The 18,836-nt window shown below is 51.3% G+C and carries 18 protein-coding genes; 16 read left to right on the top strand and 2 right to left on the bottom strand.

The annotated features are described in order from the left end of the window. Positions 1 to 78 precede the first annotated feature (78 nt). The 16 genes from TY09_RS03185 to TY09_RS03110 all read left to right on the top strand — a co-directional run bounded on the left by TY09_RS03185 (position 79) and on the right by TY09_RS03110 (position 16,375). Entirely contained in the window at positions 79 to 1,587 is a 1,509-nt protein-coding gene (locus TY09_RS03185) for a sugar ABC transporter ATP-binding protein (protein ID WP_042431155.1), read from the top strand. A gap of 3 nt (positions 1,588 to 1,590) precedes the next feature. Further along, positions 1,591 to 2,565 carry an ABC transporter permease gene (locus TY09_RS03180; RefSeq protein WP_042431153.1) on the top strand — a complete coding sequence of 325 codons (975 nt, stop codon included), beginning with the start codon at positions 1,591 to 1,593 and terminating at the stop codon, positions 2,563 to 2,565. Positions 2,566 to 2,601: 36 nt separating this feature from the next. Further along, positions 2,602 to 3,585, top strand: a complete 984-nt coding sequence (locus tag TY09_RS03175) for an aldo/keto reductase (RefSeq protein WP_042431151.1) — start codon at positions 2,602 to 2,604, stop codon at positions 3,583 to 3,585. Between the two features lie 404 nt (positions 3,586 to 3,989). Further along, positions 3,990 to 5,516, top strand: coding sequence for a MocR-like pyridoxine biosynthesis transcription factor PdxR (pdxR, locus tag TY09_RS03170; RefSeq protein ID WP_052335544.1), 1,527 nt, complete (start codon positions 3,990 to 3,992; stop codon positions 5,514 to 5,516). Positions 5,517 to 5,604: 88 nt separating this feature from the next. After that, the gene (locus TY09_RS03165) at positions 5,605 to 5,817 is read left to right on the top strand and encodes a FeoA family protein (protein WP_187119572.1); all 213 of its coding nucleotides are present in this window, start codon (positions 5,605 to 5,607) and stop codon (positions 5,815 to 5,817) included. Positions 5,818 to 6,043: 226 nt separating this feature from the next. Beyond that, on the top strand, positions 6,044 to 7,294 hold the full coding sequence (locus TY09_RS03160; RefSeq protein WP_042431146.1) for an FTR1 family iron permease: 1,251 nt from the start codon (positions 6,044 to 6,046) through the stop codon (positions 7,292 to 7,294). Between the two features lie 72 nt (positions 7,295 to 7,366). After that, the gene (locus TY09_RS03155) at positions 7,367 to 8,005 is read left to right on the top strand and encodes an iron transporter (protein ID WP_042431144.1); all 639 of its coding nucleotides are present in this window, start codon (positions 7,367 to 7,369) and stop codon (positions 8,003 to 8,005) included. 122 nt (positions 8,006 to 8,127) lie between these two features. Next, complete coding sequence (locus tag TY09_RS03150) at positions 8,128 to 9,387, top strand: Fe-S-containing protein (RefSeq protein ID WP_042431142.1); 1,260 nt, start codon at positions 8,128 to 8,130, stop codon at positions 9,385 to 9,387. A gap of 11 nt (positions 9,388 to 9,398) precedes the next feature. Next, on the top strand, positions 9,399 to 10,682 hold the full coding sequence (locus tag TY09_RS03145) for an ABC transporter permease (protein ID WP_042431140.1): 1,284 nt from the start codon (positions 9,399 to 9,401) through the stop codon (positions 10,680 to 10,682). Between the two features lie 4 nt (positions 10,683 to 10,686). Further along, positions 10,687 to 11,823: an ABC transporter permease gene (locus TY09_RS03140; protein ID WP_042431138.1), complete on the top strand. Its 1,137-nt coding sequence runs from the start codon at positions 10,687 to 10,689 to the stop codon at positions 11,821 to 11,823. A gap of 15 nt (positions 11,824 to 11,838) precedes the next feature. After that, positions 11,839 to 12,504 (top strand): ABC transporter ATP-binding protein, encoded by a 666-nt coding sequence (locus TY09_RS03135; protein ID WP_042431136.1) that lies wholly within the window; start codon positions 11,839 to 11,841, stop codon positions 12,502 to 12,504. Positions 12,505 to 12,520: 16 nt separating this feature from the next. Next, entirely contained in the window at positions 12,521 to 12,955 is a 435-nt protein-coding gene (locus TY09_RS03130; RefSeq protein WP_052335548.1) for an FMN-binding protein, read from the top strand. Positions 12,956 to 12,992: 37 nt separating this feature from the next. Further along, positions 12,993 to 14,027, top strand: a complete 1,035-nt coding sequence (locus tag TY09_RS03125) for an FAD:protein FMN transferase (protein WP_052335543.1) — start codon at positions 12,993 to 12,995, stop codon at positions 14,025 to 14,027. 20 nt (positions 14,028 to 14,047) lie between these two features. Then, positions 14,048 to 14,491: a DUF4418 family protein gene (locus TY09_RS03120; RefSeq protein WP_042431132.1), complete on the top strand. Its 444-nt coding sequence runs from the start codon at positions 14,048 to 14,050 to the stop codon at positions 14,489 to 14,491. Then, positions 14,481 to 15,692: an ABC transporter permease gene (locus TY09_RS03115; protein WP_042431131.1), complete on the top strand. Its 1,212-nt coding sequence runs from the start codon at positions 14,481 to 14,483 to the stop codon at positions 15,690 to 15,692. The genes TY09_RS03120 and TY09_RS03115 overlap by 11 nt, the downstream gene beginning before the upstream one ends. After that, the gene (locus TY09_RS03110) at positions 15,692 to 16,375 is read left to right on the top strand and encodes an ABC transporter ATP-binding protein (protein WP_042431130.1); all 684 of its coding nucleotides are present in this window, start codon (positions 15,692 to 15,694) and stop codon (positions 16,373 to 16,375) included. The genes TY09_RS03115 and TY09_RS03110 overlap by 1 nt, the downstream gene beginning before the upstream one ends. Before the next feature lie 256 nt (positions 16,376 to 16,631). Here TY09_RS03110 and TY09_RS03105 read toward each other — a convergent pair whose 3' ends face one another. Together TY09_RS03105 and TY09_RS03100 are read right to left on the bottom strand one after the other, a co-directional pair. Continuing rightward, positions 16,632 to 17,768, bottom strand: coding sequence for a glycerate kinase family protein (locus tag TY09_RS03105; RefSeq protein WP_042431129.1), 1,137 nt, complete (start codon positions 17,766 to 17,768; stop codon positions 16,632 to 16,634). A gap of 75 nt (positions 17,769 to 17,843) precedes the next feature. Continuing rightward, positions 17,844 to 18,800 carry a D-2-hydroxyacid dehydrogenase gene (locus tag TY09_RS03100; protein WP_042431127.1) on the bottom strand — a complete coding sequence of 319 codons (957 nt, stop codon included), beginning with the start codon at positions 18,798 to 18,800 and terminating at the stop codon, positions 17,844 to 17,846. Between the last annotated feature and the right edge of the window lie 36 nt (positions 18,801 to 18,836).

Raw genomic sequence — 18,836 nt, 5'->3', positions numbered from 1 at the left:
AATCAGACTTCCGAAGCCGATGGTTCCGAGCCTGAATGATTGGCGGAGGAAGTCTGATTTTCAGACATGGAGGTTCGTATGCAAACGCAAAAACAGCCAATCGTCGCCATAAAAGGACTGGTAAAGGATTTCCCGGGTGTACGCGCTTTGTCCGGAGTGGATTTAGAGGTCTACCCCGGGGAAGTTCACGCCCTGATTGGGGAAAACGGCGCAGGAAAGTCCACCGTCATCAAAATTCTGATGGGCATTTATTCCAAAACGGCGGGCGAAATCTATGTGGAGGGCGAATTAAAAGAAGCCCGGTCCCCCGTTCAGGCCCAATCCTTTGGATTCGGCGCGGTCTATCAGGATGTCAATCTCGCGCAGCACCTGTCTGTTGCCGAAAATTTTTTTATGGGGCAGCTGCCCAAAACGAAGCTCGGTACCGTTGATTTCAAAAAGATCAATCGGGCCACGCAAGAGATTTTGGAATCCATTCACGTGCATGTCGATCCCAAAGCGATTATCCGAACATTGTCGGTGGCGCAGCAGGAAATGGTCGCAATCGGCAAGACCATATTTCAAAAAGCCAAACTGGTCATTTTTGACGAGCCCACCGCATTGCTGACGAACGATGAAACCCAGCAGCTTTTTCAAATGATCAAGCAGCTAAAGAACAGCGGGGTGGGAATCCTGTACGTTTCACACCGGATGGAAGAGATTTTTTCCATCTGTGACCGGGCCAGCGTGCTGAAGGACGGCGCGTTGGTGGGTACTGTTCCGATCGACCAAACCACACAGGATCAGCTGATCTCCATGATGGTCGGCCGAAATGTGGAAAATATGTACCAAATTCAGCATCAGGCTCCAGGGGAAACGATACTGAAGGTTGACAATATATCCAGGGGAAAGGCATTTTCCGATATCAGCTTTGAGGTAAGAAAAGGGGAGATCTTCGGCATGTTCGGCCTGGTCGGCTCCGGGCGGACGGAAATTGTCAGAAGTATTTTCGGCGCCGATGTCAAAGACGGCGGTACCGTCACCCTTCACGGAAAACAAGCGGATTATGTCAAGCCGACGCAGGGCATCAAGGCAGGGATCGCTCTGCTTCCCGAAAACAGACGTGCGCAGGGGTTGGCGCTGGGGTTATCCGTTTCAGACAATATCAATATGGTGGCCCAGAATAAAATCAGTCGGTTTGGCGTGGTGAATAATCAGGAAAGCGTTAAAATCGCCAAAAGCTTCTGCGATAAGCTCAGAATCAAAACGCCGTCTGTTTACCAGCGGGTCAAGAATCTTTCGGGCGGGAACCAGCAAAAGGTCGTTATTTCCAAATGGCTGGAGCAGGACAGTGATCTGTTCATTTTTGACGAGCCGACCGTGGGTGTGGATGTCGGCGCCAAGCTGGAGATTTATAAAATCTTTGAAACCTTGATCAAAGAAGGAAAAACGATCATTATGATTTCCTCCTATCTTCCTGAGGTAATGGGGCTGGCCGATCGGATTTTGATCATGTATGAGGGGCAGCAGACCGGGATTTTATCCAGAGACGAATTTCAGGAAGAACGGATTCTTCGCCTGGCCTCCGGGATAAAGGGAAAGGAGTAAACGATGACAGCAGAAAATAAATCATTGAAACAAAGACAATATAACAGCTTTTTGGCACGCTATCAAACAGAGCTGCTTCTGGTTGGCATTCTTGCAGTGCTGTTCCTGTTTTTCGGGAATACATCCCCGGTGTTTTTCCAGTTAGAAACATTGATGAAGCTCCTGAAACAGGCTTCTATCTACGGCATCATTGCAATCGGAATGGTGTTTGTCATCACTTCCTCGGGAATCGATATCTCCGTCGGTTCCGTGGTCGGGCTTTCCGGCGTGATTGTCGCTATGGCTATGGTGAACGGCGTGCCCATCCCGATCGCCATCTTGCTGGCGATCGCGTCCAGCGCTTTGGTGGGTCTGTTCAACGGAATTCTGGTGTATGATGCAAACGTCCCGCCTTTCATTGCCACACTGGGCTCCCTGACCATCGTCAGAAATTTTATTTTACTGATTACAGGCGCAAAAACCATATCGGATCTTCCAAAGGTATTTACCAATTTCGCGGCAGACAGCATGCTCGGAATTCCCTATCTGTTTCTTTCGTGGGCCGTGTTCGTCTGCATCGGTTTATTCATCGCGAAAAAGACTACCTTCGGGCGCAACATGTACGCTTACGGCAGCAACAAAGAGGCCGCCAGGCTGAGCGGCATCCGCGTGCGCTCCGTGGTGTACGGCGTATACATATTCTGCTCCAGCGTGTGCGGTGTAGCAGGAATCCTCCTCGCTTCCAGACTCGGCAACGGAGTTCCGAATGCAGGCACGGGGTATGAGCTGGACGCCATCGCGGCCGCAGTGGTCGGCGGAGCCAGCCTGGACGGCGGCGAGGGCTCTGTAATCGGCGCGGTGCTGGGCGCCATGATCATGGCTACCCTGCGGCAGGGGGGAACCCTTTTGGGGATCAATTCTTTTATCATGGAAATCATCATCGGTTCCCTGATTGTAATAGCGGTTGTTCTGGATAAGGTGCGAAAAAAAAGAAACTGAACAATACAATTTTGAGAGCAATGGAGGTACACGGATATGCTTTACAAAAAGGTGAAAATGATAGAGGAAGAAATCTCCATCATTGGTGTGGGGTGTTGGAATTTCGGCGGTGACTGGGATTCGACGGATGATAAGAAATCCATTGATATCATCCACAAAGCGATTGATTTGGGAATCAACTTTTTTGACGTGGCCCCCGTATATGGGTGGGGACATTCGGAAAAGGTTCTGGGAATGGCCCTGAAGAAAGGGCATTTGAGAGATAAGGTTCTGATTGCATCAAAGGGCGGGCTTCTCTGGAACGATGCACACGAAACGACCAACAATCTTTCCAAAGAAAGCCTGATGAAGGAAATCGATCAAACCCTGACCAGGCTGCAGACAGACCATATTGATATCTACCAGATGCATTGGCCGGATCCCAACGTGCCGCTGGAGGAAACCGCCGAAGCATTGGAGGAGATCAAACGGGCCGGGAAAATCCGTTATGTCGGGCTGAGTAATTTTTCTCAGGCGGATGTGGAAAAAATGATGAAGCTGACACAGGTCCATTGTCAGCAGAGCCTGTATAATATGCTGGAACGCAACACCACCAGCTATCACGGTATTCCGCTGGATTACCGCACGGAAAAGGAAGTGCTGCCCGCCGTCAGAAAACACGGTCAGGCGTTTTTGCCTTACAGCCCACTGTTCCAGGGGCTGCTGGCGGGCAAATTCCATACTGGGATCACTTTTTCCAGGAATGATATCCGAAATGAAAATCCAAAGCTGGTGGGCCCCCAGTTCGAGCAGTATTTTGAGGCAGGGGAAAAGCTGAAGAACCTTGCGGATGAATACGGGAAGCCCATGAACGAGATCGCCTTAAACTGGCTGAGACAAAAGCCGGAGGTCACCTCCATCATCGGGGGTGCTTCCTCGATTCAGCAGCTGGAACAGAATATCCATTGCCTGACCTGGGACATTGACGATGAGATGATGGCGAAAATCAGTGAGATCATCGCTCCGTTTGAGAATCTTTAGTCTTGTAATAAAACAGGAAGGATACTGCCCGCAAAGGGTGGTATCCTTTCGTTTTTTCTATGATGTTGAAAAGAGAAGAACGGCGGGCAGTTTCTGTTGTTTTTAGTTCGGAGAAAAACACAATCCCATGATTTAGCTCTTATACAGATAACTCTGTTTTTAAATTATAAAAGTCACAGTATCAACCTGTGTTTTGTATTCTGCTATTTTATTGAACTCTGTCGGTACGAAAACCCTGGCGATAAATTGAAAAGGCGATACCGTGAATGCAGGCAACAATATTGCAATTTACAATAAAAGCCAGTATAGTTAGAAGAGACTAACTTAGAGCTTCGACACAGTTGCGGCCAACGAGTGTTGATCAGAGCTCATGACATCATCGTATTTTGAGAGGGGACGGGCATATGGTGATCATAGATGAAAGTAGTAAAATGCCGCTGTATACCCAATTGTATGAGGGGATTAAGGCGGATATCGTAAACGGGACACTCAAGCCCGGAACAAAACTTCAGTCGAGCCGGACAATGTCTACAGAACTGCATCTCAGCAGGAATACCGTTGAACTGGCTTACGGTCAGCTATTTGCGGAGGGCTTTATTACAAGCATCCAGCGAAAAGGGTATTATGTGGAAGCTCTGGATATGGAAACATTTCAGCAAGGCGACTCCCGCTCTTGCTGTGACTCCTGCATTTGTCATGATTTCTGCGATTGCCGTATCACCGGCAAATGTTGTGACGCCTGCACTTGCCACCATCAGGACGAATCCGATGAAACACCAAATCAGGATGTTCTCTATGATTTTAAGAGCGGGAAGCTTCTTCATTCCGATCTTCCCTGCAACCTGTGGCAAAGACTGATCGGCAGGTGCTTTCATGACTATAAAGAAGATTTGGCTCTGCAAAAATCGGTTTTCGGTGAAGCAGGGCTTCGTTCAGAGATACAAAAACACATCCTGAATTACCGGGACGTCAGCTGCACCGCGGAACAGATCATTGTGACAACGGGCACGCAGTTTTGCCTGGACCTTGCCTGCCAGCTTTTGAAATCGTTTAATAGAGGACTGGATATTGCCCTGGAAGAGCCGGGCTATGATCAGTCACGCACCACCTTCCGGAACAATGGCCTGAATATATGTCCGATGGGACTTGATAAGCATGGAGCGGATGTAAAGGTGCTCTCAGCGACCAATGCGATCGCGGCGTATATCACCCCTTCCCATCAATTCCCCACAGGGATTGTGATGCCCTTGTCCCGGCGAAATGATCTTGTGGAGTGGGCCAGGCAAAAGGACGCCTTTATCATCGAAGACGACTATAACTGCCACTTTCAGCATGGCGTCAGGATGCTTCCCTCCGTTCAATCCCTCTGTGCGGACAGGGTTTTCTACATTGGCAGCTTCTCGAATGTGCTATTTCCGTGCCTCAGCGTTTCCTATATGGTGGTTCCGGAAAAGCTGCTGGATCAGCTGCACAGGCGGTTCGACAACTATACTCCGTTTGTTTCGTTCCTGACGCAAAAACCACTGGAGATGTTTATGAAGGAAGGCCTTTGGGAAGGCCACCTGAGAAAAATGAAAAAGGCGCAGCGGATCAAATGCGAGGCGCTGGTCGATGCTCTGAACGATCGATTTGGAGACAGCATACATATTTCGGCATTTCATGCCGGGCTGCATCTGCTGGTTCGGGCCGAGTGGCCGATCACAGAGCAGGAATTGATCAGCCGGGCCCGCAGGGCAGGTGTAGGCGTGTATCCAACCTCTCACTATTGGAGCCGCCCTGAAAAAGGCCAAAGCGCGACGGTGCTTTTGAATTATGGGGGAATCCCGCTGAAAGATATCCCCGACGCGGTTGAGCGCCTTTCTGCGGCATGGCACGATCATGATTCTGGAGCCATGCAAGACGTTGAGTCTGGTTCTTTTGCTTTGCGTTAGACGATTCTAAAATATGTTTATGGGCAGGGTAGGTCTTTTTGATATGCTGCTGATTGTCCAAATACATATTCATAAAGGATTGGTCGTGATGCTTTTATCGTTGGCGTCGGTTGGTGAAATGCACCAGGTCAAGGCAATTTGGGTAGAGGACAGAACGAGAGATACTCTGAAAGAAGTTGGAATCACAGAGGATTGTGAAATATTGATTGTATTAAAACAATTTGACGATACCATTATTGTCGGCATTCAGGAGAAGCGCATTGCCATAGGCGGAGAATTGGCCCGCAAAATTATCGTATAAATCGTGGCTGCGGCTGTGAAAACAATGGTTTTTCACAGCCGCAGCCGTATTTTTTATCCCAAGACCTCTCAGAAACCAATCTGGAGCCATCCGGATTTTCAGAACTGGTTCTTGTACTTTTTGTTAGGGGGAGCTAACTTTATATATGGTGTGTTGTGGTACCGGCAGGGATGTCGGTCATATGCCGCCACTGTGTGTTTATCATTTATGGAAAGGAGGGTGAAAGGTGCGAAAGATATTTGCTGTAATTACACTGATGCTGGTTCTTGTCAGTTCGTTTTCCATAGCGGCGTCCGCTGCCACTGCCCATGAGACATGGAACGATGTTGTGGACGAAATGGAATCCGTTCTGGATGAGTCTTACGATCTGTATGTATCGGGAGAAGCGAAAGCCGCGAAAGAGAAAGTCGATGTTGCCTACTACTCGTACTATGAAAAGCTGGGCTTTGAAAAAACGGTGATGGCGCATATATCGGGGAACCGTGCGGCAACAGTGGAATATCAGTTCAGTTTTGCGAAAAAGGCCATAAACGCCGGCAGCACAAACGAGGAAGTGAAAGCCTCGCTCGACGAATTGACCAGGCTGCTGCGGGAAGACGCCGACCAGCTCGATGGCAAAAAAGAGAGCGCGCTGGGGGTTTTTCTTGCTTCGCTTCTGATTATAACAAGAGAAGGCTTTGAGGCCATCATCATCGTCGGTGCGATCATCGCCTATCTGGTCAAATCCGGGAACAAGGAAAAAACCGGCGCAGTTTATTGGGGATCGGTCATTGCCCTGGGCGCGAGCGTCATCATGGCGTTTATCCTGAATAGCCTGTCGGGTGCGAGCGGCGCAAATCAGGAAATTACCGAAGGGCTGACAATGCTTCTTGCCGTGGTGGTCCTGTTTTATGTCAGCAACTGGATGGTGTCCAAATCGGAATCCGCCGCTTGGACGAGCTACATAGAGGGCAAGGTTCAAAGCTCTATTACACGGGGGAGCGTATTTTCCCTCGCGTTCGCCGCGTTTCTCGCGGTTTTCAGGGAGGGCGCTGAAACGATCCTGTTCTATCAGGCGTTGCTGGCCGGTACCAAAACGTATCTCAACATGGTCTGGCTTGGCCTTGGCGTAGGCTGTGTGGCGCTTGTGATCATCTATCTTCTGATTCGTTTCATGAGCATCAAGCTGCCGTTGAAGCCGTTTTTCCTCGGCACCAGTATTCTGTTGTTCGTCATGTCCATCTCCTTTGTGGGTTCCGGTGTAAAGGAGCTGCAGGAAGGCAACCTTGTGGGAGTCACGCCGGTGTCCGGTATCACTTCGGTTGATATTCTGGGGATTTATCCCACGCTGGAAACATTGATTCCGCAGGCTGTTCTGCTCGCGCTGACGATCGTAACGTTTGTGGTTCAGATCAGGAAAACGAGAAAAATGAGAGCCATGAGAATGGCCGCCGGGGAGGGATCAGCCGCCCCGCAGTCGGATCATCCGTCCGAGTAATCAGATTTAGCGGTCATCCTTCTACCGGGAGGATGACGCAAAATGAAAAATAAATTTCAGGAGGTATCATCAATGATTCTTAAAAAAGTATCTGTTTTTTCCCTCGCCATGGCGATGGTGATGTCGCTTTCCCTCGCAGGCTGCGCATCGACCGACACAGCTTCTACCCCCGCGGCTTCTACCCCTGAGGCTTCCGCCTCGAGCGATGCCGGCGGCGACGTGGCCGCGCCCGGCGAAACAGCCGGCTTTGAGGAATTCCCGATCGGCGACGATCTGGAGCTTGGCCCGCTGAATGTGGCAGCCGTGTATTTCCAGCCGGTGGATATGGAGCCGGCGGACAGAGCCGGGCTTCCGGCTTCTGAAGCCGATATGCATATCGAGGCGGATATCTCTGCGCTGCAGAATGATCTCGGCTATGGCGTAGGTGATTTTGTTCCGAACCTAACGGTCAATTATGAAATCACCAGCGAGGACGGCAAAACAAAGGTGGAGGGAACCTTTATGCCGATGAACGCGAGCGACGGCCCCCATTACGGCGCGAACATCAAGCTTGGTGCGGCCGGTACTTACAAAGTGAAGTTCAGCATCGAAAACCCCGAAGCACAGGGCTTTTTGCTCCATGTTGACAAAGAGACAGGTGTCACCGGGCGCTATTGGACAGAACCGCTTGTAGCCGAATGGGATTTTGATTATGTTCCGCGGGTCTGGTAATTTTGTTATCTCATAACCACTCAGCATTCTAAAAATATGGATACGCGCCATGGTCAGTTCGCGTTTCGGCGCGGGGCTGCCATGGCGCGGTTCATTTACGTTGACAGGGAGGTGGTAACACCATGCTGAAATATCTCATCCAGGTTGTACAGAATTCGCTTACCACCGGAATTCTTCTGGTCATGTTGTTTGCCCTTTCACAGCTTGGCGGTAAACAAAAGCAAAAAAAATGGTTGCTTTGGGGACTGACAGCGGGAGTCGCGGCTGCGCTTCTGTTGGCGGTGCTCAAATCCACAACGGTTCTCATCAACAGAGAATACTTCAACATCGGTATTTTATCTGTTGCAATCCTTTCGGAAATTCTTTTCTGTATGCTTTTGTGGGGCATTCTTCAAAAAAGACTGCCCGAACTTCACGAGAGGATATGGAGTGTATTATATGCCGTTTTGGCGGCTTCGCTGCTGCTCTATGCTCTGCCCGATATCTTCCTGTATCCCACCGAATTCCTGATGGCGGGGCAAAGCGTATTCAGTACGGATTTTCTGTATAAATCGATTGGGTATCTGGGCGGCCTGCTGATTGTGGGGCTTTCGGGGCTTGCCCTGTATCAAGCCGGAACAGGCCTGTCCTTTCGGCTGGTGCGAATTTTGCTGACCGTTGGGCTTGCCGTCAATATGGTGAAGCAGATCGCAACCATTGCACAGTTCTTATTGGCAAGGCGAATGATCCCCATGTCCAAGGGACTGTTTGAATTTATTAAGATGTCTGTCAATTACAACGACTGGTTCCTTTACGGCATCATGGTCATCACGATTTTGATGCCCGTTCTGCTGTGGATCAAAAGCCTGCATCCGAAAGACTCCTTTTCCAACCCTGCGCAGCACCGAAGAATCCGCGCGGTATCGCGCAGGCAAAGGCGCTGGTGCACCGTTGTTCTGGCGGGGTATCTGCTCTCGATTCTATGCCTGACCGTGGTCAGGGCCTACGATGAGCGTGAGGCCGTCCTTTCGCCCGCCGAGCCGATGGATATCGTGGGCAGCGAAATCGTGATTCCGCTTGAAAACGTCGGCGACGGTCATCTCCACCGATTTATCTATACGGCCTCGAACGGCACTGAGGTACGGTTTATCGTCATCAGAAAGAGTGCAAACACCAACTCCTATGGGGTGGGGCTCGACGCCTGCGACATTTGCGGGCCCACGGGCTATTATGAGCGCGGCGACCATGAGGTTGTCTGCAAGCTGTGCGATGTCGTCATGAATATTTCCACAATCGGATTTAAGGGTGGATGCAACCCCGTGCCCCTTTCTTATACCATTCGCGCGGGCAATATGGTGATTCAGACAAATGATTTGGAAAGCGAAAAGAAAAGGTTTGAATAGGGGGTGATGATATGTTCTGGAGAATGGTAAAAGGCGCGCTGTTTCGGCAAAAAGGAAAAATGCTGATGATTGCCTTCACAATTGCTTTGGGGGCTTCCCTTGCCACGGCCATGCTCAACGTAATGCTGGACGTGGGGGATAAGGTGAATCAGGAGCTCAAGACATACGGCGCAAATATCAATGTCATGCCCAAGGGCGCTTCTCTGCTCGATGATCTGTATGGCGTTGCAGAGGGCTCCGGCGTTTCGGATCAATATCTGAAAGAATCGGAGCTTGGCAATATCAAGACGATTTTTTGGGCGTTCAATATTGTGGATTTCACGCCCTATCTCGATACAAAGGTGAAACTGAACTCTCAGGATGGAGAAGTAAAACTGATTGGGACATGGTTTCAGCATCACCTGGATCTTCCCACAGGGGAATCCCTCGACACCGGCATGAAAAACATGAAAAGCTGGTGGGATGTGTCCGGGCAGTGGCTGACCGATCAGGATGAAGCTTCCGCCATGGTAGGCAGCCTTATCGCGGGCAGGAACGATCTTCAGGTTGGAGACACCATTGAAATCGAGGTCGGGGGACAAACGAAGAAGCTGACCGTCAAGAGTATTTTCAATGCGGGAAGCGATGAGGACGAGCAAATCTATGTCCCTTTGCAAATCGCGCAGGAACTGACCGGCCGGGCGGGACAAATCAGCCGCGTGGAGGTCAGTGCTCTGACGACCCCCGACAACGAGCTGTCCCGCAGAGCCGCGCAGAACATCAAGAGTCTTTCCATCAAGGAATATGAAATCTGGTACTGCACGGCTTATGTCAGCTCGATCTGCTATCAGATTGAAGAGGTGATCACCGACTCTGTCGCCAAGCCCATCCGGCAGGTAGCGGAATCGGAAGGCGCTATCTTAGAGAAAACGCAGCTTTTGATGCTGCTGATCACCATTTTGAGCCTGGTCGGTTCGGCACTGGGTATCTCTAATCTGGTCACGGCCAGCGTGATGGAGCGCAGCCGCGAGATCGGGCTGTTAAAAGCGGTTGGGGCGCACAATTCCCCTATTTCATGGCTCGTATTGACCGAGATTCTTGTCACCGCGGTCGTCGGCGGCGTTGTAGGGTATTTTGCCGGGCTCGGCTTTGCCCAATTGATCGGGCATTCCGTTTTCGGCTCGGCCATCGAAATCAAACCGTTGGTGATTCCGCTTGTCGCCGTTCTGGTTGCTCTCGTCACTTTGGCAGGGAGCATTCCGTCGATCCGGCTTCTGCTGTCGCTTCGCCCTGCGGAAGTCTTACATGGGAGGTGATCTGATGAAAAAGCAGACGATGTATTTTAGAATGATCATCAGTTCGCTCATCCGCCGCCGCTCCAGAATGCTGGTGGCGCTTTTGGCGGTGGCCATCGGCGCTACGGTGCTTTCCGGCCTTGTCACCATTTACTACAATATCCCCCGGCAGATGCGACAGGAGTTCCGCTCGTACGGCGCAAACCTGATCTTTGTCCCCACGGGCGGCGATTCGGCGATAAACGAGGATGAGATGAAAAAAGCCACCGAATTGATTCCGGCAGAGGACATCGTGGGCATTGCCCCCTACCGCTATGAAACGATCAAGATCAACGAACAGCCGTTCATGGCGGCCGGTACGGATCTGGAGCAAGTGAAAAAGACCAGTCCGTATTGGTTTGTTTCGGGTACGTGGCCTGCCGGCAGCGGGTCGGTTCTGATCGGACAGGAGGTGGCGGATCTCATTGGCCTTCTCCCCGGCAGCAGCTTTACCATGACCGGCACGGACAGTACCGGCAAGGGCTTCGGCCGTGATTTTACGGTATCCGGCATTGTGCAGACGGGGGGGACGGAGGAAGCGTTTCTCTTCCTGTCTCTTTCGGATTTGGAGGGCCTGATGGGGAACAGCGGCGAGCTGGATGTGGTTGAGTGCAGCATTTCCGCTCCCCAGGCGACTTTGGAGGGGATCGTCAGGCAGGTCGGTGAAAACGTCGAGGGCGTTACGCCCCGGCTTGTCAAACGTGTCGCTGACTCGGAGGGAACTGTTTTGACCAAGCTTCAGGCTCTGGTGTATCTTGTCACGGTTGTTGTGTTGCTGCTCACCATGATCTGTGTTGCGACCACGATGATGGCGGTTGTCGCGGAACGGCGCCGGGAAATCGGACTGAAAAAAGCGCTGGGGGCTTCCAACCAAAGCATCGTGATGGAATTTTTGGGGGAAGGACTGTTTTTGGGGGCGCTCGGCGGGTTACTGGGCGTTGCGCTTGGGTTTGCGTTTGCCCAAACGGTCAGCATGAATGTCTTTACCCGCTCCATTTCCTTTCAGCCGCTGCTGATACCGGCAACACTGGCCGTTTCGATTGCGATCACCGGGCTGGCATGCCTGATCCCTGTCAGAAGCACGACAGATGTTGATCCGGCAATCGTCCTGCGCGGTGAATAAAGGAGGAATCACAGAATGAATTTATTGAAACTGAAAGATATTTCAAAAATTTACGGCAGCGTCAAAGCGCTGCAAAATATCGATCTGCAGGTATCGCAGGGCGAATGGCTGGCGATTATGGGGCCGTCCGGTTCCGGAAAAACCACGATGATGAATATTATTGGCTGCATGGATAAACCCTCCAACGGCTCTGTGGTCCTCGACGGCATGAATATCGCGAAAGAGAGCGCAAAAAGCCTGACCAACATCCGGCGCGACAAGATCGGGCTGATTTTTCAGCAGTTCCATTTGATCAACTACCTGACCGCCTTGGAAAACGTGATGGTGGCGCAATATTACCACAGCATGCCGGACGAAAAGGAAGCGCTGCAGGCTCTGGAGCGTGTCGGTCTGGGCGACCGGGCCAAGCACTTGCCCAGCCAGCTTTCGGGCGGCGAGCAGCAAAGGGTGTGCATCGCCCGCGCGCTGATCAACTACCCTATGCTGATTCTGGCGGATGAGCCCACCGGCAACCTGGATGAAACGAATGAGAAAATCGTTCTGGATATTTTCAAGCAGCTTCATCAGGACGGCAGCACAATCATCGTTGTCACGCATGACCCCGAGGTTGCCGAGGAGGCTCAGCGAACCGTTGTGCTGGAGCACGGGCGTATTTCGAGAATTGTCCGGAATGAAAAATAAACAGGGGGTGTTTTCCGTGAAAAATAAGGCTCTCTCTATTGTTTCTGCTTTGGCATTCACTGTGCTTCTGTTGGCCGGATGTAAAGACAGTTCTGCCCCTGTCACTTATAAGGACGGTACCTACACCGGCAAAAGCAGCGGGGACGACCGGGGCGCTTACGGTGAGGCGATAATCACCATCCAGAATACGAAGATCACGGATTGTCAGTATGTTACCTGGCAGAAGGAGGGAAGTATCAAGGATGAAAACTACGGGAAGGTAAACGGAGTCATTTCCAACCAGGACTATTATGACAAAGCGCAGCTTGCCGTAAAGGCCATGAAGGAGTATGCGGAGAAGCTCGTGGAGGTTCAGAAGCTGGAGGATGTGGACGCCATCTCCGGCGCTACGATTGCCTTCGACCAGTTTCAGGAAGCCGTTAACGATGCTTTGGATGAGGCAAAAAAATGAGCCATACCGATAACGGAGGTCACAGGAGGCAATCGTTATGAAAAATCAATGGCTATCTAATCGATTCACGCGCCCGTTCGCCCCGAAGAAAGAAATCTCTGCGATCGGTGACAACACAGAGAAGAAGATCGAAAAGACTTTCTTTGCAATGGGCACGATGATGAGCTTTACCGCCTATGGGGGCTGGGCTTCGGAAGCGCTGCAAGCCTCCGAAGCCGTCATCGCGAAGCTGGATTCTCTCCTTTCCCGGAAGAAGCCGGACAGCGAGATCACGCAGCTCAGCCTTTCGGCCGGCGGCTGGATCAAAGTGCAGCAGGACACGGACGCCGTACTGCGCGAGGCATTGCGGTACGCCCAAAAAACGAACGGAGCGTTCGACCCCGCGATCGGCGCGTTGGTGGATCTGTGGGCCATCAACAAGCGGGAGAAAAGCATCCCTGATTTAAACAAAATCAGGTGTGCCCTTGCCTCCTGCGATTACCGCAATATCGAGACGGACGGCGCAGGCAGATACCGAATCCATAACGGTGTGGGCATTGATCTGGGCGGGATCGGAAAAGGGTATGCGGCCGACAGGATCGACACTCTATGCCGGGAGCAGGGCGTTTCTTCCGCCCTGTTTTCCCTTGGAACGTCTTCCATAGCGGCATTGGGAGCAAAGCCGAACGGTTCCCCGTGGAAGGTGGGCTTAAAGGCGGCCGATTCAAAGCGGCCGCAATGCTTCGGCGTGATCCGGCTCAGGAATCAGTTTTTATCCACCTCCGGCGATGATCAGCAGTGTTTTGTAAAGGACGGACGACGGTATCACCATATTTTTGATAAGGGTACCGGTTATCCGTCCGATAAAGGGCTGCGCTCCGTGACGGTCATTGCAGACAGCGGAGCCATGAGCGAGGCATATTCTACGGCGCTGCATGTTATGGGGCTGAACGCGGCTCTCGAATTCCAAAAATGCGAGGGCGGTTTTGAGGCGGTCTTCGTGACTTCTGATCAACGGGTCGTTTGTACGCCCGGGGCGCAGGCGATTTTTGAATTCAGAGGAGAAGCATTGGGATATCAGTATAAAAAATGAGAGTTAAAGAGGGTGTAGTTATGAAAAACAGACTTTTATCCGGCATTACGGTCGCCGTTTTCGGGTTGCTGATCGCACTTGTTCCGGTTTGCATTTTTCCGGCCTGCTCAAAAGTAATTGAAACTGCGGCGGGCGGTGCAGTGCCGATGAAATGCTTCTGGGCCGGGCAGGCCGAAATCGGCGTCGGTCTTCTTATCCTGTGCGGCGGAATATTGCTTGTCGTTTTTAAATCGCCGCTGACAAGGATCGGCGTCAGCCTGATGACCGCTTTGGCCGGTGTGTTAAGCCTTTTGATCCCCACCCTGCTCATCGGCGGATGCGAAATGCCTACCATGCCCTGCAGGATGACGACTTTCCCCACTCTGTATGTGTTAGGCGCCTTAACGGTGATCGCTTGTGCTGCAAACGCCTTCTACCTCTGGCGGAAAAATCATCAATCACGGGTGAAGGCAGATGGACAATAAACCGTTAAACACAGTGAATATCGCGTTTCATACTCTCAAACGCAAACCGTTCCGGACGACGGGGTTGATCCTGCTTGTGGCGCTGTTTGCTTTCACGCTTTTTGGAGGGACAGTACTCTCCCAAAGCATGGAAAACGGCATGGATAATCTGTCGAAAAGAATGGGAGCGGACATTCTGGCGGTGCCGTATGGGTATGAGGCGGATATCCAGAGCGCTTTGCTTCGGGGAGAACCCAGCACGTTTTACTTTGATGCCGATACAACCGAGAAGGTGGAAAGTGTGGAAGGCGTAGAGGCGGTATCGCCTCAGCTTTACATTGCAACGCTCAGTGCGGGATGCTGCTCTTATCCGCTCCAGCTGATCGGATTTGATCCCAAAACCGATTTTATCATCCGGCCCTGGATGTCAGGCTCTCTGGAGCATTCTCTCGCGGACGGTGAAATCGTGATCGGCAGCAACATTAGTGCGAAAGTGGGCCAAAAGCTGAAATTCTTCGATCAAACCTATCTGGTTGCCGCCCGTCTGGATAAAACGGGCATGGGCTTCGACAACTCGGTTTTCATGAACCTTACCACGGCGAAACAGGTGGTGTGGAATTCGGAGAGAATTCAGGCGCATCCGGTAGCGGAAAATGATAACCTGATTTCGTCCGTAATCATAAAAATCAAAAGCGGTTATACCGGAAAGGATGTGGCGAACAACATCCTTCAGGCTTACGCCAAAGAGGGCGTGCATGTGGTGGTTGCCAAAAACATGATCAGCGATATCTCCGGCAGTCTGCGCGGGCTCACGACTTATATTTTGATACTGGCGGGAGTTTTGTTGGTTCTGGCTGTCGGCGTGCTCATTATCGTATTCTCTGTCACTTTAAACGGACGAAAAAGAGAATTCAGCATCTTCAGGGTTTTGGGCGCGACAAGAAGCAAATTGGTAAAACTGATCCTGTGTGAATCCTGCCTGATCAGTATTTTCGGCACCGCGGCCGGAATAACAGCGGCGGCCCTCGTCGTGTTTCCGTTCAGTACCTATATCAGCACGTTGCTGGGATTGCCTTATTTGCAGCCCTCCCCCGGAGTTTTATTCCTCATGGCTGCTCTGAGCTTTTTGATCTCTTTTGCTACCGGCCCGATTGCCTCGGCTTATGCCGCGGTTCAAATAGGAAGCTCCGAAATCTATACCACGATGAAGGAGGGGGAATAATGCTGCTGGAAATCAAAGGCTTAAGCAAGGAATACCAGCGCAGGGGAAAAGCGTTTTGGGCCGTAAACAGCGTGGATTTATCCATCGGCCAAGGTGATTTTGTCAACATTATCGGGTGCTTGGGGAGCGGAAAGAGCACCCTGCTCAATATGGCCGCCGGGCTGCTGATGCCCACTTCGGGCAGTATCAGGCTGAATGGCACGGAGCTTTATGCTTTGAAGGACAAAGATATCTCGGAGCTGCGAAACACACGATTGGGGTACATACCGCAAGGGCTCGGCACGCTTTCCACTCTGACCGTTTTTGATAACGTCCGGCTGCCATGTTTCCTTTCCAGGCGTCAGGGAGATGCGTCCGGACGGGCCTCGTTTTTACTGGATGAGGTCGGGATCTCATCCCTTGCGGATATGCTGCCCTCCCAGCTTTCGGGCGGCGAACTGCGCCGTGTGCTGATTGCTAGGGCGCTGATGAATGAGCCGGATATTCTGATCGCGGACGAACCCACATCGGATCTGGATATTGAAACGACCAGAGAGATCATGGAGCTTTTTGCCCGGATCAACCAAAATGGTACGACGATCTTGATCGTGACGCATGAGCTCGATACTTTGGAATTTGGGAACAGAGTGCTGACCATGGCGTCGGGTCAGCTGACAGAGGGATCGCATTTGGGTTCTCTCTAAAGTTCTTCCGATGAGCAACGTAAGCAAAGATAAAAAAAGCCGTCAACTCCAGTCAATTGACTGGAGTTGACGGCTTTTTTAGTTTTAAAATATAAATGATAAATGCGTATTAGAGTTGGGAAATAATTTTTGAAAAATGTAGTTTTAGTTTCTATGATAAAAAACAACTAGTTATTTTTAGCTCTAACCATGAAAGGTTTTAACTGCATCTCAACAGGTTCCTGTAGCGGTGAAAATGGAGTTTTTGTCTAATGTTTTATAGCTTCATTGTCCGATAAAACCGCATTAAGTTGTCTATCGTTAGGGACAAATCCTGCCGTGAGCGCAGTCTGGCCACCGGAAAATCCACAGCGACCCGGTTAATACTGAAAATAGCACTGACGCCTTCGTCGTAGGCGGCTTCCATGTCGTCGCCGATGTCACCGACCAAGGCGGTGACAGCTACACCAAGCGCTTTGGCCCTGCGGGCGACGCCAATAACGACCTTACCGCGCAGGCTTTGGCTGTCAAGCTTACCTTCGCCGGTGAAAATCATATCGGTTCCTGCGGCAAGTTCTTCAAATTGTACCGTATCGAGTATGGTCTGAATTCCCATTTGCAGTCGGGAATGAAAAAACGCTGCCATACCGGCACCCATGGCTCCGGCGGCTCCTGTTCCCGGAACGAAAGCCAAATCAAGTCCCATGGTTTGTTCGATGATTTGGCTTAAATGCTGTACGCCTGCGTCCAGCAGCTCAATCTCTTCGGGTGTTGCTCCCTTTTGGGGGCCGAATATAGCCGCCGCGCCGGTAGGGCCATACATCGGGTTGTCGATGTCGCACATCGTGACAAATTCAATGCTCTTTATCATCGGATCTATTTGGGAAAGATCCAGTTGCTGAATGCGGTGTAAGGTGCCTCCTGTTGGAATAAAGCTGTTTCCGGCTTCATCCAGAAAACGGATGCCCACAGCGCAGGCCGCACCGCAGCCGCCGTCGTTGGTACAGCTGCCCCCAAGACCCATAATAATTTTGGATACGCCCTTTCGTGCTGCGTGCAGGATTAATTCCCCCACCCCGAAGGTAGAGGCTTTCAGTGGGTCTTTGCGGTCTTCGATTAGGGGGAGCCCGGCGCTGGCCGCCATCTCGATGACAGCTGTGCGGCCGTTGTCAACCAGGCCGTAATAGCTGTCGATTGGCTCAAAAAAGGGATTGTTTGTTGTTACGATTACTTTTTCGCCGCCTAAGGCTTGTAAAAAACAATCCACACTTCCTTCGCCGCCGTCGGCGACCGGAATCGAATGAATTTCTGCAGCGGGGTAATATTCCTGAATTTTTTCTTCCAGCAGGGAACAGATTTCCATAGAGCTCATGGTACCCTTGAAAGAATCGGGAATCAATAGAAATTTATTCATGATCATCTATCCTTTTTAGAAGTACAGCGGCAGGGAATCCCTGCCGCTGTACTTCTATGAAATATGGGCAGAGGATTATGCGTTTACCACGTTCACCGGTTTTTGCTCCAAAAACGCCTTCAGGTTGTTCACCGCAATATCCATCAGGCGGGCGCGACTCTCTTTGGGCGCCCAGGCAATGTGGGGGGTGATGATGCAGTTTTTGGCGTTCAGCAATGGATTGTTTGCTCGAATCGGCTCTGTGGCTACTACATCCAACCCCGCAGCGTACACCTTGCCGGAATTCAAAGCCTGTGCCAAATCGGCCTCTACAACCAGCGGGCCGCGAGAAGTATTGATCAGGATGACCCCATCCTTCATTTTCGCGATGCTGTCTTTGTTGATGATCCCCTCGGTAGACGAAAACAGCGGGCAGTGCAGGGAAATAATATCCGATTGCGCCAGCAGTTCATCGAGTGTGACATAGTCGCCCAAAGCACGGGCAGCGTCGTTCGGGTACTCGTCATAGGCCAATACATGCAGGCCAAAGGCCCTGGCGATCTGTGCCGTGTTTTGCCCGATTCGTCCAAAGCCGATCACGCCTATGGTTTTGCCCGCCAGTTCGATCAACGGGGTATTCCAAAAGCAAAAATCGGGGCTGTTGGTCCATTCTCCGCGATGAACGGCTTCGGAATGTTCGCCGACGTGATGGCAGATTTCCAGCAGCAGGGCAAACACCATCTGTGCAACGGCAGTGGTGCCGTAAGTAGGAATGTTAGTGACCGGAATTCCCTTTTCCTTAGCGGCCTCAATATCCACTACGTTATAGCCGGTAGCCAGCACACCCACATAACGGATGCCGGGGCAGGCGGCAAATGTTTCGCGGGTAAGCGGGGTTTTATTCGTAATCACAATTTCCGCGTCGCCAATGCGCGAAAGAATTTGATCGGCAGGGGTGCGGTCGTATACTGTCAGTTCACCCAATGCCGCAAAGCCATCCCAGCTTAAATCGCCGGGATTTTCGGTGTAACCGTCTAAAATGACGATTTTCATGACAAGGCCTCCGTTCTGAATTTGATTGGCTGGAAA

This window comes from Faecalispora jeddahensis, from assembly GCF_000577335.1.
GTDB classification, from domain to species: Bacteria; Bacillota; Clostridia; order Oscillospirales; family Acutalibacteraceae; genus Faecalispora; species Faecalispora jeddahensis.
Note: the sequence above shows the minus strand (reverse complement) of the source record. Positions and strands in the feature narration are given on the sequence as shown.

Bases quoted from the DNA above. Each gene is read 5' to 3' on its own strand.
- TY09_RS03180 (WP_042431153.1), top strand. From the start codon at position 1,591: ATGACAGCAGAAAATAAATCATTGAAACAAAGACAATATAACAGCTTT.
- TY09_RS03110 (WP_042431130.1), top strand. From the start codon at position 15,692: ATGCTGCTGGAAATCAAAGGCTTAAGCAAGGAATACCAGCGCAGGGGA.
- pdxR (WP_052335544.1), top strand. From the start codon at position 3,990: ATGGTGATCATAGATGAAAGTAGTAAAATGCCGCTGTATACCCAATTG.
- TY09_RS03105 (WP_042431129.1), bottom strand. From the start codon at position 17,768: ATGAATAAATTTCTATTGATTCCCGATTCTTTCAAGGGTACCATGAGC.
- TY09_RS03175 (WP_042431151.1), top strand. From the start codon at position 2,602: ATGCTTTACAAAAAGGTGAAAATGATAGAGGAAGAAATCTCCATCATT.
- TY09_RS03100 (WP_042431127.1), bottom strand. From the start codon at position 18,800: ATGAAAATCGTCATTTTAGACGGTTACACCGAAAATCCCGGCGATTTA.
- TY09_RS03185 (WP_042431155.1), top strand. From the start codon at position 79: ATGCAAACGCAAAAACAGCCAATCGTCGCCATAAAAGGACTGGTAAAG.
- TY09_RS03135 (WP_042431136.1), top strand. From the start codon at position 11,839: ATGAATTTATTGAAACTGAAAGATATTTCAAAAATTTACGGCAGCGTC.
- TY09_RS03155 (WP_042431144.1), top strand. From the start codon at position 7,367: ATGATTCTTAAAAAAGTATCTGTTTTTTCCCTCGCCATGGCGATGGTG.
- TY09_RS03145 (WP_042431140.1), top strand. From the start codon at position 9,399: ATGTTCTGGAGAATGGTAAAAGGCGCGCTGTTTCGGCAAAAAGGAAAA.
- TY09_RS03125 (WP_052335543.1), top strand. From the start codon at position 12,993: ATGAAAAATCAATGGCTATCTAATCGATTCACGCGCCCGTTCGCCCCG.
- TY09_RS03120 (WP_042431132.1), top strand. From the start codon at position 14,048: ATGAAAAACAGACTTTTATCCGGCATTACGGTCGCCGTTTTCGGGTTG.
- TY09_RS03140 (WP_042431138.1), top strand. From the start codon at position 10,687: ATGAAAAAGCAGACGATGTATTTTAGAATGATCATCAGTTCGCTCATC.
- TY09_RS03115 (WP_042431131.1), top strand. From the start codon at position 14,481: ATGGACAATAAACCGTTAAACACAGTGAATATCGCGTTTCATACTCTC.
- TY09_RS03165 (WP_187119572.1), top strand. From the start codon at position 5,605: ATGCTTTTATCGTTGGCGTCGGTTGGTGAAATGCACCAGGTCAAGGCA.
- TY09_RS03150 (WP_042431142.1), top strand. From the start codon at position 8,128: ATGCTGAAATATCTCATCCAGGTTGTACAGAATTCGCTTACCACCGGA.